The organism is Sphingobium sp. TomMM7A, from assembly GCF_055397305.1.
On record NZ_AP027312.1, the window covers coordinates 865,661 to 887,342 of the forward strand.

General features: G+C 61.8%; 19 protein-coding genes and 1 pseudogene. 7 read left to right on the plus strand and 13 right to left on the minus strand.

Annotated features, from left to right (window positions below):
• Positions 1-69 precede the first annotated feature (69 nt).
• Positions 70-951 (plus strand): OmpA family protein, encoded by an 882-nt coding sequence (locus ACZ5ZH_RS16565; RefSeq protein WP_464773072.1) that lies wholly within the window; start codon positions 70-72, stop codon positions 949-951.
• Between the two features lie 84 nt (positions 952-1,035).
• Here the strand turns inward: ACZ5ZH_RS16565 and ACZ5ZH_RS16570 are convergent, their stop codons facing one another.
• The 5 genes from ACZ5ZH_RS16570 to ACZ5ZH_RS16590 form a co-directional block, all read right to left on the minus strand.
• On the minus strand, positions 1,036-1,647 hold the full coding sequence (locus ACZ5ZH_RS16570) for a DUF4142 domain-containing protein (RefSeq protein ID WP_460989032.1): 612 nt from the start codon (positions 1,645-1,647) through the stop codon (positions 1,036-1,038).
• Between the two features lie 133 nt (positions 1,648-1,780).
• The gene (locus ACZ5ZH_RS16575; protein WP_464775235.1) at positions 1,781-2,662 is read right to left on the minus strand and encodes a helix-turn-helix domain-containing protein; all 882 of its coding nucleotides are present in this window, start codon (positions 2,660-2,662) and stop codon (positions 1,781-1,783) included.
• Positions 2,663-2,755: 93 nt separating this feature from the next.
• On the minus strand, positions 2,756-4,819 hold the full coding sequence (locus tag ACZ5ZH_RS16580) for a pyrroloquinoline quinone-dependent dehydrogenase (protein WP_464773074.1): 2,064 nt from the start codon (positions 4,817-4,819) through the stop codon (positions 2,756-2,758).
• Between the two features lie 76 nt (positions 4,820-4,895).
• Positions 4,896-5,303, minus strand: coding sequence for an FAD-dependent oxidoreductase (locus ACZ5ZH_RS16585; RefSeq protein WP_464773075.1), 408 nt, complete (start codon positions 5,301-5,303; stop codon positions 4,896-4,898).
• Entirely contained in the window at positions 5,257-5,472 is a 216-nt protein-coding gene (locus tag ACZ5ZH_RS16590) for a hypothetical protein (protein ID WP_464773076.1), read from the minus strand. The genes ACZ5ZH_RS16585 and ACZ5ZH_RS16590 overlap by 47 nt, the downstream gene beginning before the upstream one ends.
• A 244-nt stretch (positions 5,473-5,716) precedes the next feature.
• Between ACZ5ZH_RS16590 and ACZ5ZH_RS16595 the strand changes: the two genes are divergently transcribed.
• Positions 5,717-6,412, plus strand: coding sequence for a TetR family transcriptional regulator (locus tag ACZ5ZH_RS16595; protein ID WP_464773077.1), 696 nt, complete (start codon positions 5,717-5,719; stop codon positions 6,410-6,412).
• A 103-nt stretch (positions 6,413-6,515) separates the two neighbouring features.
• Positions 6,516-7,577, plus strand: coding sequence for a hypothetical protein (locus tag ACZ5ZH_RS16600; RefSeq protein WP_464773078.1), 1,062 nt, complete (start codon positions 6,516-6,518; stop codon positions 7,575-7,577).
• A gap of 25 nt (positions 7,578-7,602) precedes the next feature.
• Here ACZ5ZH_RS16600 and ACZ5ZH_RS16605 read toward each other — a convergent pair whose 3' ends face one another.
• The gene (locus ACZ5ZH_RS16605; RefSeq protein ID WP_464773079.1) at positions 7,603-8,499 is read right to left on the minus strand and encodes a LysR family transcriptional regulator; all 897 of its coding nucleotides are present in this window, start codon (positions 8,497-8,499) and stop codon (positions 7,603-7,605) included.
• Positions 8,500-8,603: 104 nt separating this feature from the next.
• Between ACZ5ZH_RS16605 and ACZ5ZH_RS16610 the strand changes: the two genes are divergently transcribed.
• The 4 genes from ACZ5ZH_RS16610 to ACZ5ZH_RS16625 all read left to right on the plus strand — a co-directional run bounded on the left by ACZ5ZH_RS16610 (position 8,604) and on the right by ACZ5ZH_RS16625 (position 12,597).
• Entirely contained in the window at positions 8,604-10,100 is a 1,497-nt protein-coding gene (locus tag ACZ5ZH_RS16610) for a CoA-acylating methylmalonate-semialdehyde dehydrogenase (RefSeq protein ID WP_464773080.1), read from the plus strand.
• Positions 10,101-10,169: 69 nt separating this feature from the next.
• Complete coding sequence (locus tag ACZ5ZH_RS16615) at positions 10,170-11,315, plus strand: acyl-CoA dehydrogenase family protein (RefSeq protein WP_464773081.1); 1,146 nt, start codon at positions 10,170-10,172, stop codon at positions 11,313-11,315.
• Positions 11,316-11,348: 33 nt separating this feature from the next.
• On the plus strand, positions 11,349-12,227 hold the full coding sequence (gene mmsB / locus ACZ5ZH_RS16620) for a 3-hydroxyisobutyrate dehydrogenase (RefSeq protein ID WP_464773082.1): 879 nt from the start codon (positions 11,349-11,351) through the stop codon (positions 12,225-12,227).
• A 118-nt stretch (positions 12,228-12,345) separates the two neighbouring features.
• Positions 12,346-12,597, plus strand: a complete 252-nt coding sequence (locus tag ACZ5ZH_RS16625; protein WP_464773083.1) for a hypothetical protein — start codon at positions 12,346-12,348, stop codon at positions 12,595-12,597.
• A gap of 253 nt (positions 12,598-12,850) precedes the next feature.
• Here the strand turns inward: ACZ5ZH_RS16625 and ACZ5ZH_RS16630 are convergent.
• The 7 genes and pseudogenes from ACZ5ZH_RS16630 to ACZ5ZH_RS16660 all read right to left on the minus strand — a co-directional run bounded on the left by ACZ5ZH_RS16630 (position 12,851) and on the right by ACZ5ZH_RS16660 (position 21,643).
• Positions 12,851-14,199 (minus strand): annotated as a pseudogene (locus ACZ5ZH_RS16630) (MFS transporter).
• Between the two features lie 47 nt (positions 14,200-14,246).
• Positions 14,247-15,251: a zinc-binding alcohol dehydrogenase family protein gene (locus ACZ5ZH_RS16635; RefSeq protein ID WP_464773084.1), complete on the minus strand. Its 1,005-nt coding sequence runs from the start codon at positions 15,249-15,251 to the stop codon at positions 14,247-14,249.
• A gap of 79 nt (positions 15,252-15,330) precedes the next feature.
• A complete protein-coding gene (locus ACZ5ZH_RS16640; protein WP_464773085.1) occupies positions 15,331-16,515 on the minus strand; it encodes an acetyl-CoA C-acyltransferase in 1,185 nt (394 codons plus the stop codon).
• 79 nt (positions 16,516-16,594) lie between these two features.
• Entirely contained in the window at positions 16,595-17,047 is a 453-nt protein-coding gene (locus tag ACZ5ZH_RS16645) for a MaoC family dehydratase (protein WP_464773086.1), read from the minus strand.
• Positions 17,047-18,888 carry an acetyl/propionyl/methylcrotonyl-CoA carboxylase subunit alpha gene (locus ACZ5ZH_RS16650; protein ID WP_464773087.1) on the minus strand — a complete coding sequence of 614 codons (1,842 nt, stop codon included), beginning with the start codon at positions 18,886-18,888 and terminating at the stop codon, positions 17,047-17,049. Before ACZ5ZH_RS16650 ends, ACZ5ZH_RS16645 begins: the two co-directional genes overlap by 1 nt.
• A gap of 5 nt (positions 18,889-18,893) precedes the next feature.
• Entirely contained in the window at positions 18,894-20,495 is a 1,602-nt protein-coding gene (locus ACZ5ZH_RS16655; protein ID WP_464773088.1) for a carboxyl transferase domain-containing protein, read from the minus strand.
• Complete coding sequence (locus ACZ5ZH_RS16660; protein WP_464773089.1) at positions 20,492-21,643, minus strand: acyl-CoA dehydrogenase family protein; 1,152 nt, start codon at positions 21,641-21,643, stop codon at positions 20,492-20,494. Before ACZ5ZH_RS16660 ends, ACZ5ZH_RS16655 begins: the two co-directional genes overlap by 4 nt.
• Positions 21,644-21,682: the final 39 nt, after the last annotated feature.

Genomic DNA, 21,682 nt, shown 5'->3' on the forward strand with positions numbered 1-21,682 from the left:
GGATGCGGCGGTCGGACGAGAAGCTGCGATCACGCAGGCCCGCCCGATCGAGTTTGAAGGAGTAGCGCAATGAGTAACATTTTAAAAAGCCCGAAACTTTTCTTACTGTTGTCCGTGGCGGCCGGGACCGCTTCAGCCGGTTTCGCGCAGGAAGCGCAGCAGGAGGCGCCTGAAGCCAATCTGTCGGCGACCTACAGCGCCCCTGCGCCCGAAGCGGCGCAGCTGGCCGAAGGGCCGGAGGTCGAAGGCCTCATTTCTGCGCGCAACGGCGATAAATTGCAGGTTACCGCGGCCGACGGCACCAACACTGTCGTCACCATCAATGACGCGACCCGTGTCAAGTCCAGCGGCGGTTTCCTTGGCCTTAGCCGCAGCAAGCTTGCCACAGCCTCGCTGCTGAACGGTCTGCCGGTTTCCATCAAGACGCTTCAGTCGGGTGCTGACCTGATCGCCAGTCAGATCGATCTGAAGAGCAAGGACCTGAAGACCGCATCTATGATCCGCAGCGGCACTGCCCAAGGCTTTGCCGAACAGACCGCCGCGACGGAAGCCTTGCGCAGCCGCGTGGGCGACATCGATAAATATAATGTCAAAAGCACGACCAACGTGAACTTCGACATCGGCAAGGCGGTATTGTCCGAGCAGGCGAAGAGCGACCTGTGCGCCACTGCGTCAGCGGCCGATGGCATGAACAACGCCCTATTGCTCGTCGTGGGCTATACCGATTCCACCGGCAGCGACGACTTCAATCAGGCGCTTAGCGAAAAGCGGGCCAGCCGGGTGGTCAACTATCTTCAGCAGACCTGCGGCTGGAAGCCCTATCGCATGCTGACTCCCACTGGCATGTCCGAAGCGGACCCGCTCAGCAGCAATGATACGGTCGAAGGCAAGGCGCAAAACCGCCGCGTCGCGGTGAATGTGCTCGTCAGCAAAGGCCTCGATGGACTCTAAAGTGCAAGGGGCGGGCAACAGTCCGCCCCTGTTTACTGATGATCGTGGTTTGAACGAAGGCTGCGCCTTAACCAATAGCGGCGATCACTTATCAGTCTTGCTCTCCAGCGCCCGTGCCATTTTCAGATGCCCCTCTACCACCGGAGCGATCTCGCCCGCTGCCGCCTTCAACGCCGCGTCCGTCCCGCCCGACACGTAGGAACGCATCAGCGCAAGAGCGTCTTCATGCGCATCGACCTGGCCATCGATATATTCCTCGTCAAACGCCGCGCCCTTCTTCCGACGCAGTTCGTCCAAATCCTTCTTCTGCCCAGCGGTAAGGTCAGGGTTCGGTATAACGGCAGGCCGTGCCTTGCCCGCTGCCAACTTGATCTTCGCGGTGGACTCTGAATGGGCCTTGATCATCTGAACGGCGAAGGCCTTTACCTCAGCGGACGTGGCGTTGGCGGAAGCCAGCTTCGCAGCCGCAATCTCGAACGCATCGCTCCTGGCTGCGAGGTTCACGAAATCCTGCGCATCAGGGGTTGGTTTCAATGCATCGATTGCGTTCTCCGCCGCCTTCTCGACCCTGTCGCCAGCATTTTCAGCAACGTTCTTCGCCGCATTCAATGCGTCGGCATTGCGCTGCTCACTCGCCTGATTACAGGCCGCCAGCGTCAATCCTGCGGCCAGGACCATCGACGTGATACGCGCCATTTTCATTCTCCCTGAAATTCAGGACGCAAACGCGCCTTCGGTCCAGGCGTTCCTTCTTACCACGGGAGGCTGCACAGCATTTTTGGACCCGTTGCGCTGACGGCGCCGACAGGCCGTTCGACAACTGGCGACGTCAGGACGCGATCTGTTGACGATATCGGTTCGGACTGCTTCCGGCCTCACGCTTGAATGCCGCTGAAAAGGCACTGGCATTCGCGAAGCCCAGACGGTGCGCTATCCCTTTCAAGGGAAGCGATCGGTCGGCGAGGAGCATCTTTGCCCTTTCGAGCCGAATGCCATCGACATAGGCGCTGACGGAAGTTCCCGTGCTGGCCTTGAACAGGCGACGCAAATGCGGCGCGCTGATACCGCATTCATCGGCCAATTGGCGGACGGTGATTGGCCGTCCTTCGATGGTTTCCACGATATCGCGGATCCGGCGAAGCTGCCATGAGGCGAGCTTACCACCCTCGCCAGCGCGCGCATTGGTGTGCGTATCGTCAAGCTGCCGCACCAATTCCACGAGGATCAACCGGCACAAGGAATCCACCTTCACGGCATGGGAAAAACCGGGGGCACGAAGCTCATCCGCAAGAAGCTTCAACGCCTGTTGAGAGACATTCCCATTCTCGCAATATAGCAGCTGCTCTACATGGTTGAGCGGCTCTATGCCCGTGGTCTCGTTGAAATATTCCTTCTCAAAATCGCAGAAGATTGCGGGTTTCAGGGGACCGGAATTTTCGACTTCGGCGATCCAGTTGATATCGGCGGGGACAAAGGTAGCCTGTTTCAATTCATGATAGTGGGACTGGGTGGCGTAGCGAAACCGGCCGCGCGGCCTGTAAATGCTCGACGTCCACATGCCGACCTGATGAGTAGGCTCCCGGCCTGCGAGATGCTGTGGGAAACTCCCCCCGTGCGGCAGGTTCAGCCGAACGACGACACCGGGAATGCGAGACGTGGCAAGACGCTCCTCTGTCCAGGTGACATATTCGTGCACTGCTGCGCTCTCCATGCGCCGCGCCATATGCGTGGCGAGTCTTCCTCCTCTCTTATGGGAAAGACGCGGCGGCGGCGACAAGATTGATCGGCCGCCGCCCGCCCGAGCTTATTTTGGCAAAGCGTAGGCGACGAGGGAATCGCCCAGCTTCGTGCCGAGGAATTTATGCCCGCCTGCGGCAATCACGACATATTGGCGGCCATCCTTCTTCAGGCGGTAGGTCATGGGCGAGGCCTGCCCGCCCGCAGGCAGGCGAACGCGCCAGACGACCTTGCCGGACCTAATGTCATAGGCCCGCAGATAATTGTCCGTGGTCGCGCCAAGGAACACCAGTCCCGAAGCCGTGGCGACGCTGCCGCCAAGGTTCGGCACGCCAAGCTTCAGCCACATGGGCGGCGGCGCCTGGTCGCGCGTGGTGCCAAGCGGCACGTTCCACAGCGTCCTGCCAGCCTTCAGGTCGATCGCGGTCAGGCGGCCCCAAGACGGCCGGTTGCATGGCGCGCCAAAGGGAGACAGCATGGGCTTCAGTTGCAGGCCGTAGGGCGCGCCCTTGGTCGGCAGGATGGCCTCTCCCGCAGCGGTGCGGGACGCGATTTCGGCCTGCGGGATCAGCTTCATGATCGCGCCCACCTGCGTCGTGTTGGCGATCAGGATACCGCGCTGCGGGTCAACGGTCACGCCACCCCAGTTGGACGCGCCCTCAAAGCTTGGCCATTGCAGCCATCCCTTTGTCGAGGGAGGGGTGAAAACGCCCTTATAGTTCACGGATCGGAACAGCTCCCGGCACTTATATTTGTCATAGGGGGTAAAGCCCCACATATCTTCTTCGCGCAGGTCCGGATCGCGGATGATGAACGCCGGATTGGCGGGGAATGGTTGCGTGGGCGACAGCTTTTCGCCCGTCACCTTGCCCTCCTGCGGCACGGAGCGTTCGACCACGGGGAAGATCGGCTTGCCGGTACGCCGGTCGAGGATGAAGATATGCCCGACCTTCGTGGTCTGCGCGAGCGCGGGGACAGGCCCGTTCGCCGTGGGCAGGTCAAACAACACCGGCTGCGCGGGAATGTCATAATCCCACACGTCGTTATGAACCGTCTGGAACCGCCACTTGACCTGACCTGTCGTCCCATCGAGCGCCACGACCGAACTTGCATAATAGTCGAGGCCCGCCCGGTTGGCGGCATAGTGGTCGGGCGGCGCGTTGCCCATGGGCACATAGACAAGGTTAAGCTTGGGATCGACCGCCATGGGCGCCCAGCTATTGGGCGTCCTCCGCACGAATTGCTCGCCCTTTGGCGCGTTCTGCGCATCACTCATCCCCGGCGGAAGGCCGTTCCAGGACCAGAGGGGCTTGCCAGAATGAATGTCGAACGCCCGGATCGCTCCAGCGGGCATGTCTACCCGCATATTGTCGGTAAGCCGTCCATTCACGACGATGGCATTGCCGATCACGACGGGCGGTGAAGAGATCGATAAGTCGCCCCGCTCTATCTTGCCCAGACCCGGCTTCAGATCGACCACGGAATTGTGCCCGAAGGAGCGGCACTCGCGGCCCGTGGCGGAGTCAAGCGCCACCAGCCGCCCGTCCAGTGTCCCGGCAAAGATCCGTCCCGCGCATTCAGCGCCCGCTGGCACGCTTTCGTCACGCGCATAGGTGACGCCACGGCAGTTCAGAAGGTAGGTGCTGAAATTGTCCGAGCTTGGCTGCTTCGTCCAGATTTCCTTGCCAGTCTCCGGGTCCACCGCCGCGATGCGGCCATTGCCGGAGCAGAGATAAAGCCGGTTTTCCGCGATGATCGGGGTCGCCTGGAATGTCGGGGAAAGCGGCTCAGGCGCCGTCACCATGCCGATATGATAGGTCCAGGCAGGCTTCAGCGCCCAGACATTTTCCGGCGTGATCTGCGTCAGCGGCGAATAGCGCGTCCCGCCCGCATCCCCGCCATAATAGCTCCAGCCCGCCGTCGGCCCGGAATAATCGATGGCTGGCGCAGGGCGGAACAGGTTCCCGCTATAGGCCCAATATCCCCCGCCCAGGATCGCGATGGCGCCAGCAGCGATTAGGACAGTGCGGCGCCATCCACGGCGGCGCTTCTTTCCGCGCGTCCCGTTGCCGCCGCCTGACGAGGCAGGCTCTGCATCCTGAAAGGAAAAGCGTGTATCAGTCTGGTTCATATGGCCTCGATCATCGATGTTTGCGGACCACAGCGCGCATCCCTCCGCTGGCTCCGTTTGAAAACAGACCGGGCCTTCACCCGGCTATCGCCTCCACCGCCTGTGCAGCGCCGCGCATTGCGCCTTCGATATAACCAACCCCTTTGGCATCGCCGAGGACGTGAACAGTAAAGCCCTGCGCCTGCAACTGATCGGCGAGCGTCAGGTCACCCGTCGCGCCTTTCGCGACGATCACATGGTCGGCGGCGGCAGCCTGCTCCGCTCCGCCCTTGTCGATGAAGCGGACAGCGTCGCGCTCGATCCGGATGGCGCTCGACGCCGGATAGAGCTGAACGCCATGTTCCTTCAGTTCCGCCAGCAACCGCATCCGGCGGACGATCGTCAGACCCGCGCCCAATCGCGGCGCATCGTCCACCACTACCACCTGGCGTCCACGTTCATTCAGAAACTCCGCCAGTTCCAGGCCGACCAGTTCGCCCCCCAATGATGACGATCCGCTTGCCGAGCGGCATCCATTGGTGCGTCGCCTTGCGCACGAAATCGAGATTGGCGGTCATGCCCGTTATGGAGCCGAGCTTCGTCGCCGCTCGGGTCAGCAACCCGGTCTTGCGCTTGAGTTCATCGGAACTTTGGCCAAGCACCATCCGGCGCATGTCGACTCGCCACTCCAATGAGATGGACCAAACTTGTCCCCACCGATTTCTCTCCTGCCTCTCCAAAAGCCTTATACCCTACCCCCTCTCGGCCGACGATGCCTACCGCAGGCGCCCGTGCGTCATCAGCCCCATTTTATGTCGTGAAGCGCCCATAATTATGCGGATCAATCATCCTTCACCGCCTCCTTTGCGCCGCGCCACCGGATCGACGGCTGATCCTTCCAACGCTATGGGTCGGGCCATGAGCAGCGACAATCTTGAATCTTCCTCTGTTGAGGTGGAGGAGCCGCCACCCACTCCCCGCACTGTCGGGCGGCCGCGCCGGTTGACCTTGTCTCAAATACTCGACGCCGCGATCGACATGGGGCTCGATGGCCTCAGGATCGCGGCGCTCGCCGATCGGCTCGGCGTCCGCCCGGCGGTGCTGTACACCTATGTCACCGGCCGCAAGGAGCTGGTGCGGCTCGCAGCGCAGCGTGCTTCGGGGGCGGCCACCTTCCCGGAGGATGAGGGTCAGTCATGGCGCGAATATGCCACCCAATATGCCGAAGCGCTGCACAAGCTGGTGGAGGAAGGGCGGCTCGTCTCCACCCTCGTCAGCGGCAATTTGGGACCAGCGGTCGAGATCGACAGTTCCGAACAATGGCTGCAAGCCATGCTGGCACGCGGGTTCGACCTGCCCGACGCGCTGGACCTGCTGCGCTCCATCGACCTGATCGTGCTCGGGGGCGCGTTCCTCTCCTCCTATGCCCGTGCGGTTGCAGGCGGCGAAGCGGAATATCGCGAAGCCGTGCGCTCCTCGATCAGGCAGCGTTCGGCGGAAGACGTACCGGTCATCGCCGCGCATCCTGACCGCTATGCCGACACCGCCCTCCCCCGCTGGCGCACCACATTGGCGCTGGCGCTCGACGGAGTGGCCGCACGGCGCGGCGAATAGTCGAACATATTTTCGGAAATTATTGCCAGCGAAGCGGTGATGGGATATTCCCGTCTTCAGACCCTGCCGTTCGCGCCGGGAAATTGCTTGCTGGAGAGAGCCTATGCCCGCCGATGTCGCTTCCACTTTCCTGCCCGTCGCGCCGCCCAGGATCGTCGACAATCTTTATACCGAAGACCAACATCAGCGGGTTCTGGACGTCGTCCGCCGGGAAGGCCCCTGGTCGCTGATCCTGGCGCAATATTTCGCTTCGCCCGAGGAGGTGATCGCGACATCCACCGGCTCCATTCCAGAAGGCTTCACGCCGACCTGGGAGATGTTCATGAACCCGGTTTTCCGGGGCTACCTCGCCGACAATGGCGTCAATCGCTATCCGGAACTGGACGATTGCTTCTATAACAAGAAGTTCCTCGACATGGCGCGCGCTTATTGGAACACGCCCTATGTCGAATGTGACCAGCTAATGTTCAACCTTCAGGGTCCAAGCTCGGCCGGCGGATCGCCGCATGTCGATGGCACGCATTTTCGCGGACTATACGAAGTCAACTGCCCGATCTGGCTGCTGAACATCATGGCCAAGTCCGGGCTGTTCCGGCGCTGGCAGGCGAAAAAGGCGCAGGTCATCGCCTGGTATTATCAGGGTTCGATCGGCGGCGGCTTCCACTATTGGCCGAACGGGCCGCAAAATGATCCGGTCTGCCTCGAAGCGCCGATGTGGGGACGCGGCGTCGTGGTCGAAAATGAAATGATGTTCCACACCGCGCAGGGCTGCGGACCGGTCGATCAGCGCAAACCTGCGGGCCTCGCGATCAATTCGACCATGTCGGCCGATCCCGATGTGGCTGCCGGATGGCGGATCATGACCGGCGACGATGTCGTGGCCAAGATCCCCGAGCAGGAATTTCGCCTGCTACTCCATTGGAATGCACAGGTTTACACCGACCTCAACGACCTGCGAATTTCGCGCGACCATAGCGACGACATTACGACCGACATGGCGTTCGAGATATTCGTGAAGAACCTCCGCACGCGGGGCGAAATCTTCGAGATGCCGAGCGATCCGCTGCACGACACCAATTTCATTCGCCTGCTGACCCGAGTCTATGATGTGGGAACGCCCAAGGGCGTGCCGCAGGACCCGGTCGAGCCACGACTGGTCGCCTGACGTCCTCGACTGGATCTGGGGCGCTTCAACTGATCGGAGCGCCCCCGCCTAGCAGCTCTTCCGATCTTTCCCGCAGCATGTCGGACACGGCGAGGATGCGGGCGAGCTTCGTCATTTCCGGATGCGTCACCAGCCAGAAGGATCGCGCAATCTCCACCTCTTCCGGGAAAAGCCGCACCAGCTTCTCATCATCCGCGACGATGAAGTCCGGCAGCACGCCGATCCCGGCGCCATCCAGTATCAGCTGGCGCTGCATGCCGATGCTGCTCGATCGGAGCGACGCTTCCAGTCCCGCATAGACCTCGTCCAGATAGTCTAGTTCCGGCGAGTAGAGAAACTCAGGCACGTAGCCGATCAGCACATGCTCATGCAGCCGCTCGCGCGACACTGGAGCACCCCGCGCCGCGAGATAGCCGGGCGACGCATAAAGGTGCAGCTTGTAATCAGCCAGCTTTCGCACCGCCAAATGCCCCCGTTGCGGCCGCGCCAGCATCACCGCCATGTCCGCTTCCCGTTTCGACGGATTTAGAAATCCCGACGCGGTAATCACGTCCAGCCGGATGCCTGGATGGCGGGCGTGAAATTCGGGGATCGCAGGGGCCAATATCCACCGGCCAAAACCCTCGGCAACCGACAGCCGCACCTGCCCGTTCAGACTGTGCCTTTCCCCCTTCACATCGACGATCGCCGACATCGCAGCGCTTTCGATACTTTCAGCATGGCGGAGCAAGGCGGCGCCATGTTCCGTCAGCGCCCTTTCTGCGCCAGTCTGTTCGAATAATTGCGCGTCGAGCGCCTGCGACAATCGCCCCAAGCGCCGGGAAATCGTCGTCGCATCAATGCCGAGTGCCCGCGCCGCCGGAGCCACCTTCTTCAGCCGCGCGACCGTCAGAAATATGCGCAAATCATCCCAATCGAACATCCGGTCCTACCCATGCAAAAATGCAGATCAACTCTGCAACAAAGGGGAATTGAATGCATTATCGCCTTTCGGCATGATAAGGCAAATCTCATCGAGAGGGTGCCATGCGCGAAATTTCCCACAAGCTCGCCTTTGCTCATAACAGCGAAGCGCCGCGCTACAGTGATGTGTTCAATCCCAATGATGGGCAGGTTCAGGCCCGTGTGGCCCTGGGCGACCGCGCCCTCCTCGACCGCGCGGTAGAGGCGGCGAAGGCGGCGCAGCCCGCCTGGGCGGCAGTCAATCCGCAGCGGCGCGCTCGCGTCATGTTCAACTTCAAGACGCTGGTCGAGAAGAATATGGACGAACTGGCGCATCTGCTTTCGTCCGAACATGGCAAGGTGATCGCGGATTCGCGCGGCGATATCCAGCGCGGGCTGGAAGTCATCGAATTTTGCTGCGGCATCCCCCATGCACTGAAGGGCGAATATACGCAGGGCGCAGGCCCGGGCATCGACGTCTATTCCATGCGCCAACCGATAGGCATCGGCGCTGGCATCACGCCCTTCAACTTCCCCGCGATGATCCCGCTCTGGATGTCGGGGGTCGCCATCGCGACGGGCAACGCCTTCATCATGAAGCCTTCCGAGCGCGATCCGTCCGTCCCCGTGCGCCTTGCCGAACTCTTCCTTGAAGCCGGTCTGCCCGAAGGCATTCTGCAGGTCGTGCAGGGTGACAAGGAGATGGTCGATGCCATCCTCGATCATCCGGACATTGGCGCGATCAGCTTTGTCGGCTCTTCCGACATCGCCCATTATGTCTACAAGCGCGGCGTCGATAACGGCAAGCGCGTGCAGGCGATGGGCGGCGCGAAGAACCATGGCATCGTCATGCCGGATGCCGATCTGGACCAAGTCGTCAACGACCTGTCGGGCGCGGCCTTCGGCTCTGCTGGCGAACGCTGCATGGCGCTGCCCGTCGTGGTGCCGGTGGGCGAGAAGACCGCCCTTGCCCTTCGCGAAAAGCTGATCCCCGCCATTCAAGCGCTGCGCGTCGGCGTTTCGACCGATCCCGAAGCGCATTATGGCCCGGTCGTCACCGCCGCGCACAAGGCGAAGATCGAAAACTATATCCAGATGGGTATCGATGAAGGCGCCGAGCTGGTGGTCGATGGCCGCGGCTTCACCCTGCAAGGGCATGAGCAGGGCTTCTTCGTCGGCCCTACGCTGTTCGATCACGTCAAGCCCAGCATGCGGACTTATCAGGAAGAGATTTTCGGCCCCGTGTTGCAAATGGTGCGCGCCGAAAGCTTCGAGGACGCAATCGCGCTGCCCAGCCAGCATCAATATGGCAATGGCGTCGCGATCTTCACTCGTAACGGCCACGCCGCGCGCGAATTCGCCGCGCGGGTGAATGTCGGCATGGTCGGCATCAACGTGCCGATCCCGGTGCCCGTCGCTTATCACACATTCGGCGGCTGGAAGCGCTCTGCCTTTGGCGACACGAACCAGCACGGCATGGAAGGCATCAAATTCTGGACGAAGGTGAAGACCATCACCCAGCGCTGGCCCGATGGCGGCGCGTCCGGCGACAGCGCCTTCGTCATCCCCACCATGGGGTGACAGCTGCGAGGGGAGAGCGCATGCTCTCCCTCAAGACGCTTGGCGCACGCCATCGCCGCAACAGGATGCATGATGACCCAGTTCGACCTTACCGACGACCAACGCCAGATCCAGGACATGGCTCGGCGCTTTACCGCCGACGCGATCACGCCGCATGCGGCCGAATGGGATGAGAAGCATATCTTCCCGCGCGACACGATCCGCGCGGCGGCCGAGCTGGGCTTTGGCGGCATTTATGTGTCGGAAGAGTCGGGCGGCATCGGCCTTGGCCGTCTGGAATCCGCGCTGATCATGGAGGCCATGGCCTATGGCTGCCCGTCGACCAGCGCGTTCATATCGATCCACAACATGGCCGCCTGGATGATCGACCGTTTCGGCGCACAAACGGTCAAGGACAAATATCTCCCCTCGATGGTGCCGATGGAACAGATGGGCAGCTATTGCCTGACCGAAGCGGGATCGGGATCAGACGCCGCCGCGCTCAAGACACGCGCCGTGAAGGACGGCAGCGACTATCTCGTCACCGGCTCCAAGCAGTTCATCTCCGGCGGCGGCGAAAATGACATCTATGTAACCATGGTCCGCACGGGCGAGGATGGCCCCAAGGGCATAAGCTGCCTCGTCATCGAAAAGGATATGCCCGGCGTCAGCTTCGGCGCGCAGGAGCGCAAGCTTGGCTGGCATTCGCAACCCACTGCGCAGGTCAATTTCGACAATGTCCGCGTGCCTGCGGAAAATCTATTGGGAGCAGAGGGCGAAGGCTTCCGCATCGCGATGATGGGCCTTGATGGTGGACGGCTCAACATCGGCGCCTGCTCGCTCGGCGGGGCACAGCGCTGCCTTGATGAAGCGGTCGCCTATAGCAAGGATCGCAAGCAGTTCGGGCAGGCCATCGCGGATTTCCAGAACACGCAGTTCACCCTTGCCGACATGGAGACCGAACTTCAGGCGGCGCGCGCGCTACTCTACATGGCAGCGGTCAAGGTGACGGAAAACGCGCCTGACAAGACACGCTTCGCCGCGATGGCAAAGCGGCTCGCCACCGACGCCGGGTCCACCATCGCCGACCGCGCGCTGCAATTGCATGGCGGCTACGGCTATCTGATGGATTATCCGATCGAACGCTTCTGGCGCGACCTGCGTGTTCACTCGATCCTTGAAGGCACCAATCAGGTGATGCGCATGATCGTCGCCCGCGACCTGCTGCGCCCATGAAGGCGGCCAGACAATCAACAGAAGGAAGTCGGCATGACTGAGACTATCGCCTTCATCGGCTTGGGTAATATGGGTGGCGGAATGGCCGCCAATCTCGTCAAGAACGGCTTTGCCGTGCGCGCCTTCGATCTTTCCGACGCGGCCCTCGCCAAGGCCGAGGCGGCTGGCGCGACCGGCGCCAGCAGCGCGGCCGAAGCTGTAGCGGGGGCGGATGCGGTGGTCACGATGCTACCGGCGGGCAAGCATGTCGAAGCAGTCTATAATGACGAGGTTTTCGGTACTGCAAAGGCAGGAGCGTTGTTCCTCGATTGTTCGACCATCGACGTGGCGACCGCTCGCCGCGTCATCGCCGCGGCGAAGGCAAAGGGTTTCCTGATGGCCGACGCGCCGGTCTCCGGAGGGATCGCCGCTGCAAATGGGGGATCGCTAACCTTCATGGTGGGCGGCGACGATGAAGCCTTTGCAAAGGCAAAGCCCATCCTGTCCGCCATGGGCAAGGCCGTAATCCACGCCGGTAGTGACGGCAACGGCCAGGCGGCCAAGATCTGCAACAACATGCTGCTGGGCGCGACCATGGTCGCAACGTGCGAAGCCTTTGCCATGGCGGAGAAGATCGGGCTCGACGCCCAGACCTTCTACGACATTTCCAGCGTTTCGTCGGGACAAAGCTGGTCCATGACAAGCTACTGCCCCGTGCCCGGCGTTGGTCCGCAATCCCCTGCGGACAACGGCTATAGCGGCGGCTTTGCCGTTGCCCTGATGCTGAAGGACCTGAAACTCGCGCTGGAAGCGGCGGCTTCCGTCAACGCCAGCGTACCCATGGGCGCGCAGGCGGAAAGCCTTTATCAATTGCTGGCCAATAAGGGCGAAACTAGTCAGGATTTCTCCTCGATCATCAAATTCCTGTCCTGATCAGCATGTAAGTCACGCAGCCGCCAAGCCAAGCGGCGATGCCGATGCCGATGCCGATGAAACTGAACGCCTCGCCTTCCGTTAACAAGGATAGGTCGTAAAAAAGTGAGGCAATTCAATGCGGATGGAAAGCGCGACGGGCTGGTCGGCAACCTACAGCTACTCTCCACTATATCGGGAGGATGAGCCCAATCATTGTCCCGGATGTGACAGGCAACATTGGATCATAGGGCGCATGACCGCCGAATGCAGTTTCTGCGGATCGGCCATGCCCCTTGAACACTTCAGCACCTATAGCGCGTCACCACGGATCGAGTGCCGTAATCATGCTGCCGATGAACTACCGGAATATCTGCGGCCAGTCGCCTGAACCAAAGCATCTGATCTCAACCGCAAAAAGCCCCACCTCCGAAAAAGAAGGCAGGGCAGTTTGGGTCGCACTGCAGGATAACCTGCTCTCAGCTAACCAGCTTTGCTGGCTACGGTTCCGGCTGCGAACCGCCCGCAAAACTTTCGCATTGGTTCCACACCTTTGAATTGTCCCGAAAACTCGGGCGTTTCACGCAAGGTATAACAAACGCTATAATCAGAAATATCATGCCGTTCGCTGACCTTTTCTGCGCTCAGCCGCGTGCCACCGCCTGATTGGTCGCAGCATAGCTGCGCAATCCGGACCATGCGGCGAGGGCAGCGGTTAGCGATGCGCATAGGCCCACGGTCGCCAACGCGGGGCCGATCTGACCACGGCCATCGAACAAGGCGTTGTCGATCAACGGCACGATCGCTGTTCCGAGCGACAAGCCTACGAGACTGTTCGCCAAAAGGAACAGCGCGGCTCCGGTTGCCCGCATGCTGGGCGGCGTCGCGAGTTGGATCGCAGCCAGCGAGCAACCGAAATAGCCGTTGAAGCAGAAGGTCAGGATTGAAAAGAGCAACAGCAGCAGCGTTGAGGAAGGCATGACCGGCGCAAGCGTCGCCGGAATAACGCACAGAAAGGCGAGGATCATCGCCATCCTCAAATTGGCATCGCGCACGCCTTTCAGCGAAAGCCTCTCCGCCGCGAAACCGCCCGCCAAGGAACCCAAGCTCCCAAGCAGCAGGTAGATCAGCCCCAGACGGAGCGAGGCCTGTCCGGGCGTCATGTCAAAGGTCCGGATGAGCAATGTCGGATACCATGCCGACAGGCCATAACCCATGGTCCCCAGCAAGGTGGAATTGGCATAGATCGCCGCGAATGTCCGCCAATGCGCGCGCAGGTGAGACAGTGCCGCGCGAAACGGCATACCCGCCTCACCCACCCCGCGCGGCGTGCCGGTTCACGGGCCACGAAAACCAGCGCCGTCACCAACAGGCCGGGCAAGGCCACAAGCAGGAATGCCGCCCGCCAGGTAGGCATCGGCCCGATGCCGGGCAGCACCAGCGCACCCTGCGCCGCGACCATATCGACAACGGCGCCCCCGACCAGCAGCGCTAGCCCGCCACCAATGGTAATGCCCAGATTATAGATCGCCATCGCCCGCGAAAGCTGCGCTGGCGGGTAGGCGTCACTCAGCCAGCTGTGAGCCGAAGGGGATAGCGATGCCTCCCCCAAACCGACGCCCATGCGCGCGACGAACAGATGCGCATAGCTGCCCGCAAAGCCGCAAAGTGCGGTGCAGGCGCTCCAGAACAGGACGCCCACGGCGATGATCCGGCGGCGGCTGATCCGATCGGCCAGCATTCCGATGGGAATGCCGACCACTGCATAGAGCAGGGCAAAGGCCAATCCCTGAAGCAACCCGACCTGCAAATCGCTAAGGCCCAGATCCTGTTTGATCGGCTCGACCATCAGGCTCAATATCTGCCGGTCGATGAAGGAAAGGATGTAGGCTACGAGAAATATGCCGAGCGCGACATGGCCTTGCCTCAGGCTGGCCCTGCCGCCCGCGACGGCAGAATGTTCGTGGCTCAATTCCTCATCCCCTCGTCCCATGCATTTCTCTTCTTTTTGACCGCCCCCCGATGCCGAGCGAGCTCTTTTTAAACCCGCAGAACGACCTTCCCGATGGATGCGCCCGTTTCGACCAGCTCATGCGCGGCCTTCAGGCTGGCGGCACTCATCGGTCCTAGATCGCGCGTCATCGTTCCCTGCAAAACCCCTTCATCCACCAGCCGCGCAATCTCGGACAATATGCGATGCTGTTCGATCATGTCCGGGGTTTCGTAGATGGAGCGCGTGAAAACACCCTCCCACGCGACGGTGATCGACTTTTGCCGGAGGGCCACGATGTCGAAGCTCTTCACATCATCGATAACCGCCAGGCTTCCTTGAGGCGCGATGATGCGGGCATAGGCTGGTAGATGCTGTTCGCTCGCAGCCAGACTTGCCACGAAGTTGACCGCCTTGACGCCGATCGCGGCAAGCCCTTCATTCAAGGGCTTGCGGTGGTCGATCACATCATGCGCGCCCATCTGCTTCACCCAGGCGATGGTTTCCGGGCGCGAAGCGGTAGCGATCACGCGCAGCTTGGTCAGCTGCCGCGCGAATTGCACCAGCATCGAACCAACGCCGCCAGCACCGTTGACGATCAGGATCGTCTGCGCTTCACCGCCGCCTTGTGACACGCGCAAACGATCGAACAGCAGCTCCCATGCCGTAAGCCCGGTCAGCGGGAGCGCGGCCGCCTGCGCGAAGTCGAAGGAACGCGGCTTTGGCCCGACAATCCGCTCATCGACGACATGCAGTTCCGAATTGGTCCCCGGCCGCTTGATGGTGCCAGCATAGAAGACTTCGTCACCCGGCGCGAAAAGCGTAACGTCAGCGCCGACGGCTTCCACCACGCCCGCCGCGTCATAGCCCAGAACCATCGGCTCCTCAGCGGGCTTGGCGCCGCCGCGCACTTTCGTGTCGACCGGATTGACGGACACAGCATGCACACGAACGAGCAGATCGCGAGGGCCGGGCGACGGATCGGCGACCTCAATGTCGATCAGCGAGTCCTCCCGCTCCAGCGGGCCGCCTTGCCTGAATCCCACCGCCTTCATCCAGCGCCTGCCTCTCGATAGTTGATCTCAGGGCGAGAGGCTTATTGTTGCCCGGCTGAAAAGGAAAGGTGCCAATGCGTCAGGCGAGCTCAAACGCCATCGCTGTCGCTTCGCCACCGCCGATGCACAGGCTTGCCACGCCGCGCTTGAGACCACGCTCCTCCAGCGCACCCAGCAGGGTGGCAATGATCCGCGCGCCCGAGGCCCCGATCGGATGCCCCAGCGCAGTCGCACCGCCATTAACGTTCAACTTGTCGGCGGGGATGCCAAGATCCTTGGCCGCGATCATCGCAACAACGGCGAAGGCTTCGTTCACCTCAAACAGATCGACGTCGGCCACAGACCAGCCAGCCTTGGCCAGCAGCTTACGCATCGCCGGAACGGGCGCGGTCGTAAAGCGTGCCGGTTCATGGGCGTGCGCGGCGCTGGCCACTACCGTGGCTATTACCGGCAGGCCCATACGCTCCGCCACACTGCGCCGCGTCATCACCAGTGCCGCGGCCCCGTCGGAGATGGACGAACTGTTCGCCGCGGTGATAGTGCCATCGGCAACGAAAGCGGGCTTCAGCGAAGGGATCTTGTCCGGACGGGCCTTGCCCGGCTGCTCGTCGGTATCCACCAACGTATCGCCGCCACGCCCGGGCACTGTCACTGCTGCGATCTCGCGCTGGAAAGCGCCGCTCGCGATGGCCGCCTGCGCCCGTTCCAAGGATCGGATCGCATAGCCGTCCTGCTCCGCGCGCGTGAACTGATAATCACGCACCGCCTCCTCGGCAAAGACACCCATCGCCTTGCCGGGTTGATAGGCGTCCTCCAGCCCGTCCGTCATCATCGTATCGATGATCCGATCGTGACCGATACGTGCGCCGGACCGGTGCTTGGGCAGCGCATAGGGCGCGTTCGTCATGCTTTCCATGCCACCCGCCACAATCAGGTCGGCCGCGCCTGCCTGCAGCGCCTCCTGCGCCATGATGGCGGCCTGCATGCCCGAACCACACATCTTGTTCACGGTGGTCGCCTGCGTGTTGAGGCCAAGGCCCGCGCCCAACGCCGCCTGCCGCGCGGGCGCCTGCCCCAAGCCCGCTGGCAGGACGCAGCCCATGTAGATACGGTCGATCGCATCCACAGGCGCACCCGCGCGCTCGACCGCCGCCTTGACCGCAGCCGCGCCCAGATCGGTCGCCTTTAAAGGGGAGAATATCCCCTGAAACCCACCCATCGGCGTGCGGGCATAACCAGCGATGACAACAGGATCATTCTGCATGACAATTTCCTTCAAAAGCCAGCTAGGGTTGGCGCAACGCCGCTACTGCAGATAAAATCATATAGGTGCGCGCCTATGATCATGCACCGCCGCCCTTGATCAACGTCATGCGCAAACACTGGCATACCAGCTCGTCCCGCTGGTTCAGCATCCGGTGCGAAAAGGTGACAACGCCCGAACCCGGCCGGGATTTGCTCGGCCGTAACTCCACGACTTCGGTCTCCGCCCGCAACGTGTCACCCAGAAATACGGGCTTTGGCATAACGAGCTTGTCATAGCCCAGATTGGCGATCAACGTCCCCAGCGTCGTGTCGCCCACGGACAGCCCGATCATCAATGCAAAGGTGAAGGTGCCGTTGACCAGTATCTGGCCGAATTCGCTCGCCTTGGCCGCTTCGACATCCAGATGCAGCGGCTGCGGATTATGCGTCATCGTCGAAAAAAGCAGGTTATCGGTTTCCGTAACCGTCCGCCGGATTTCGTGAACAAGGGTCTGCCCCACTTCCCATTGTTCGAAAAACTTCCCGGCCATCAACCTTCCTCCGCTTTTGCTATTTTGACGAGCAGCGTGCCTTCACTCACCTGTCCGCCTTCAACGCCGTGCAGTTCGACGACTTCCCCATCGAACGGCGCGACAAGGCCATGTTCCATCTTCATGGCCTCCAACGTCAACAGCTTCTGCCCCTTCGTCACCTTGTCTCCCGCCGCGACGGACACGGAAATGATCCGCCCCGGCATTGGCGAGAGGATCGCGCCATCGGACGCCTCACCGCCTCCCAGCCCGCCAGTTCGCCAAGGCGTCAGCTGCCAACTCTGGCCGCCCTCCGCGACGATCACGCTACGTCCAGTCCTGGCCCCGCTCGAAACCGCCAGCGCAACCTTCACCGGCGCTCCATCCAGCAGGAACCAGCCGTCGCGCCGCGCCTCCGCATTCAGGCGAAAGCCAGCCATCGGCCCCGGCGCCGCGAGCCTGGACGCCGCATCTTCCAAAGCCGCCGTTGAGGGCAAGGCAGACGGCAACAGCGCCTCCCCCTCACGCCCGATCAGTCCGGTATCTACCCGGCCGTCAGCGAAATCGGGATGTTGGAGCGCCTTCGCCAGAAAGCCAGCATTGGTCTTGAGCGGCCATATGACCGTCTCCTCCAGCGTTTGCGACAAGCCCAGCCGCGCGGCGTCGCGATCTGAACCCCAGGCGATCAGCTTCGCGATCATCGGATCGTAGAAGGACGATATCTCCGCCCCCTGCTCCACTCCGGTATCGACACGATAACATGGTCCGACATCGAAGCGGTCGAGCCTGCCGATCGAAGGCAGGAAGCCCTTCGCCGGGTCCTCCGCATAAAGCCGCGCTTCCATCGCCCAGCCGCTGATCGACAGTTCATCCTGCGCCTTGGGCAAAGGCTCGCCCGACGCCACCCTCAACTGCCATTCGACCAAGTCCTGCCCGGTAATCTCCTCCGTCACCGGATGCTCGACCTGAAGGCGCGTGTTCATTTCCATGAACCAGATGCGGTCGGCCCTAAGCCCTTCGGAGCCGTCCGCGATGAACTCGATCGTCCCCGCCCCGACATAATCCACCGCCTTGGCAGCGCGCACCGCCGCCTGGCAGATCGCCTCCCGCGTCCGTTCATCCATGCCCGGCGCGGGCGCTTCCTCGATCACCTTCTGGTGCCGCCGCTGGAGCGAGCAGTCGCGTTCGAACAGGTGGACTACATTGCCGTGGCGATCGCCGAATATCTGCACCTCGATATGGCGCGGGTTCGTTACCCATTTTTCCAGCAGCACCTGATCATTGCCAAAGGAAGACGCCGCCTCGCGCTGGCAGGACAGTAGCGCATCGGCAAAGTCCGCCGCGCTATCGACCTTGCGCATTCCCTTGCCGCCACCGCCAGCGACCGCCTTGATCAACACGGGATAGCCGATAGCGTCCGCCTCGGCTTTCAGCCTGTCGGGACTCTGATCCTCCCCCAGATAGCCGGGCGTCGTCGGCACGCCCGCCTCGCTCATCAGCTTCTTCGCCGCATCCTTGAGGCCCATGGCCGTGATGCTCGCGGGATTGGGTCCGACCCAGATCAATCCGGCCTCTATCACCGCCTGAGCAAACTCGGCATTTTCCGACAGGAAACCATAACCGGGGTGAATAGCCTGCGCGCCGGTCTGCCGAGCTGCTTCGATAATGCGCTCCGCCAACAGATAGCTTTCGCGCACCGGCGACGCGCCGATATGCACCGCCTCGTCAGCAGAACGGACGTGCAGCGCATCAGCATCCGCGTCCGAATATACTGCGACGGTATGAATGCCCAGCCGCCGCGCGGTACGGATGATCCGGCATGCGATCTCGCCACGATTGGCGATGAGAAGGGACTGGATCATCGTCATCACATCCGGAAAACGCCGAACGACGGGCGCTCGGCTACAGGAGCGTTCAGCGTCGCCGCAAAGGCAAGGCCCAGCACATCGCGCGTCTGGGCTGGATCGATGACGCCATCATCCCACAGCCGCGCGGTCGCATGATAGGGATTGCCCTCATCCTCATATTTCTGGCGGATCGGCGCCTTGAAGGCTTCCGCTTCTTCCGCCGTCCATGTCGCCGCGTCCCGATGCACCGTCGCCAGCACGCTCGCCGCCTGCTCGCCGCCCATCACCGATATTCGACTGTTGGGCCAAGTGAACAGGAAGCGGGGACTATAGGCCCTGCCGCACATGCCATAATTGCCCGCGCCAAAGCTGCCGCCGATCAGCAGGGTAATTTTCGGCACGCTCGCGGTCGCAACCGCCGTCACCAGCTTCGCGCCATTTTTGGCGATACCCTCGGCCTCATATTTGCCCCCGACCATGAAGCCGGAGATATTTTGCAGGAACAGCAGCGGTATCCGCCGCTGGCACGCCAATTCTATGAAATGCGCGCCTTTGACTGCGCTCTCACTGAACAGCACGCCATTATTGGCGAGGATCGCCACCGGCATGCCCCAGATATGCGCGAAACCGCATACCAGCGTCGTCCCGTACAGCGCCTTGAACTCATGAAATTCGCTGCCATCCACGATGCGCGCGATGACCTCGCGCACATCATAGGGCGCGCGGACGTCCTGCGGCACGATCCCATAAAGTTCCTGCGGATCAAATTTCGGCGGCACCGGCTCGCGCATGTTAACGTCGATCGCGGGTGCGGGCTGAAGCGTCGATATGATGTCCCGGACGATGCTTAGCGCATGCTCGTCATTCTCCGCGACATGATCCACCACGCCGGACTTGCGGCCATGCAGGTCGCCGCCGCCCAGATCCTCCGCGCTGATGACCTCTCCCGTCGCCGCTTGCACCAGCGGCGGCCCGGCAAGGAAGATCGTCCCCTGATTGCGCACGATCACCGTCTCGTCCGACATTGCGGGGACATAGGCCCCACCCGCCGTACAGCTGCCCATGACGCAGGCAATTTGCGGAATGCCGCGCGCGGACATCTGCGCCTGATTGTAGAAGATGCGCCCAAAATGCTCCCGGTCGGGAAATACTTCGGCCTGATTGGGCAGGTTCGCACCGCCGCTATCGACCAGATAGACGCAAGGCAGCCGGTTTTCGAGCGCGATCTCCTGCGCCCGCAAATGCTTCTTGACCGTCAGAGGATAATAGGTGCCACCCTTCACCGTCGCGTCATTGCAGACGATCATCACCTGCCGCCCCTCGACGCGGCCTATCCCAGTGATCAGCCCAGCGCCCGGCACCTCGCCATGATACATGTCATTGGCAGCGAGTTGCCCGATCTCCAGAAAAGGACTGCCGGGATCAAGCAACCGCTCCACACGTTCGCGGGGCAACAGCTTGCCGCGCCCGACATGCTTATCCCGCGCCTTGGCTGGCCCACCGATCGCAGCAGCGGCAACCTTCGCCCGCAGCTCCTCGACCAGCGCGCGATTATGGGCTGCATTGGTGCGAAACCCATCCGCCTGCGATGACAGCTTGGTGTCGAGCGCTGGCCCGCTCATGCGCCGATCAGCTCCCGGCCGATCAGCATGCGGCGAATCTCATTGGTTCCAGCCCCGATATCCAGCAGCTTGGCATCGCGCATATAGCGTTCCACCGGCCAATCCTTCGTATAACCCGCGCCGCCCAGCGCCTGCACCGCCTCCAGCGATACCCGCACCGCATTCTCGCTCGCCAGCAATATCGCGCCCGCCGCGTCGAAGCGCGTCGTCCTGCCCGCATCACACGCCCGCGCCACCGCATAGACATAGGCGCGTGCCGAATTGAGCGCGACATACATGTCTGCCACCTTGGCCTGCATCAACTGGAATGCGCCGATCGGCTTACCGAACTGATGGCGCTCCCGAACATAGGGCACCACGGTGTCGAGGCATGCCTGCATGATACCAAGCTGAATGCCCGCCAGCACCGTGCGCTCATAATCCAGACCCGACATAAGCACGCCAGCGCCGCCGTTCAGCGGACCCATGATATTCTCTTCCGGGACTTCGCAATCCTCGAACACCAGTTCCGCGGTTGGTGAACCACGCATCCCAACCTTGTCGATCTTCTGCCCGATCGAAAAGCCCTTGAAGCCCTTTTCGATCAGGAAGGTCGTGATCCCCTTCGATCCCTCTCCCGTCCTGGCATAGACAACCAGCGTATCGGCATAGGGCGCGTTGGTGATCCAATATTTCGTGCCATTCAGGATATAGCGGTCGCCCTTCTTTTCCGCCTTCAGCTTCATCGAAATGACATCGGACCCAGCACCTGCTTCCGACATGGCCAGGCTGCCGACATGCTTGCCGGAAATCAGCTTGGGCAGATAGCGCGCCTTCTGCTCGGCATTGCCCCAGCGGCGGATCTGATTGACACACAGGTTGGAATGCGCACCATAGCTCAGCCCGATGGAGGCAGAGGCCCGCGCCACTTCCTCCTGCGCGACCACATGCTCCAGATAGCCGAGGCCAAGGCCCCCATCTTCTTCCGCAACGGTAATGCCGTGCAGGCCAAGCGCGCCCATGGCAGGCCACAATTCGTCACGCGGAAACCAATCCTCCGCATCGATCCGCACGGCCAGTGGCGCGATCAAATCCGTCGCAAAGCGGTGGGTCGTTTCCCGGATCATCTGGGCATTGTCACCCAGAGCGAAATCGAAATCGGGCGTCATGGCCTCTCCTGAATATCTTGCGCCCTTCTATCATGCCCT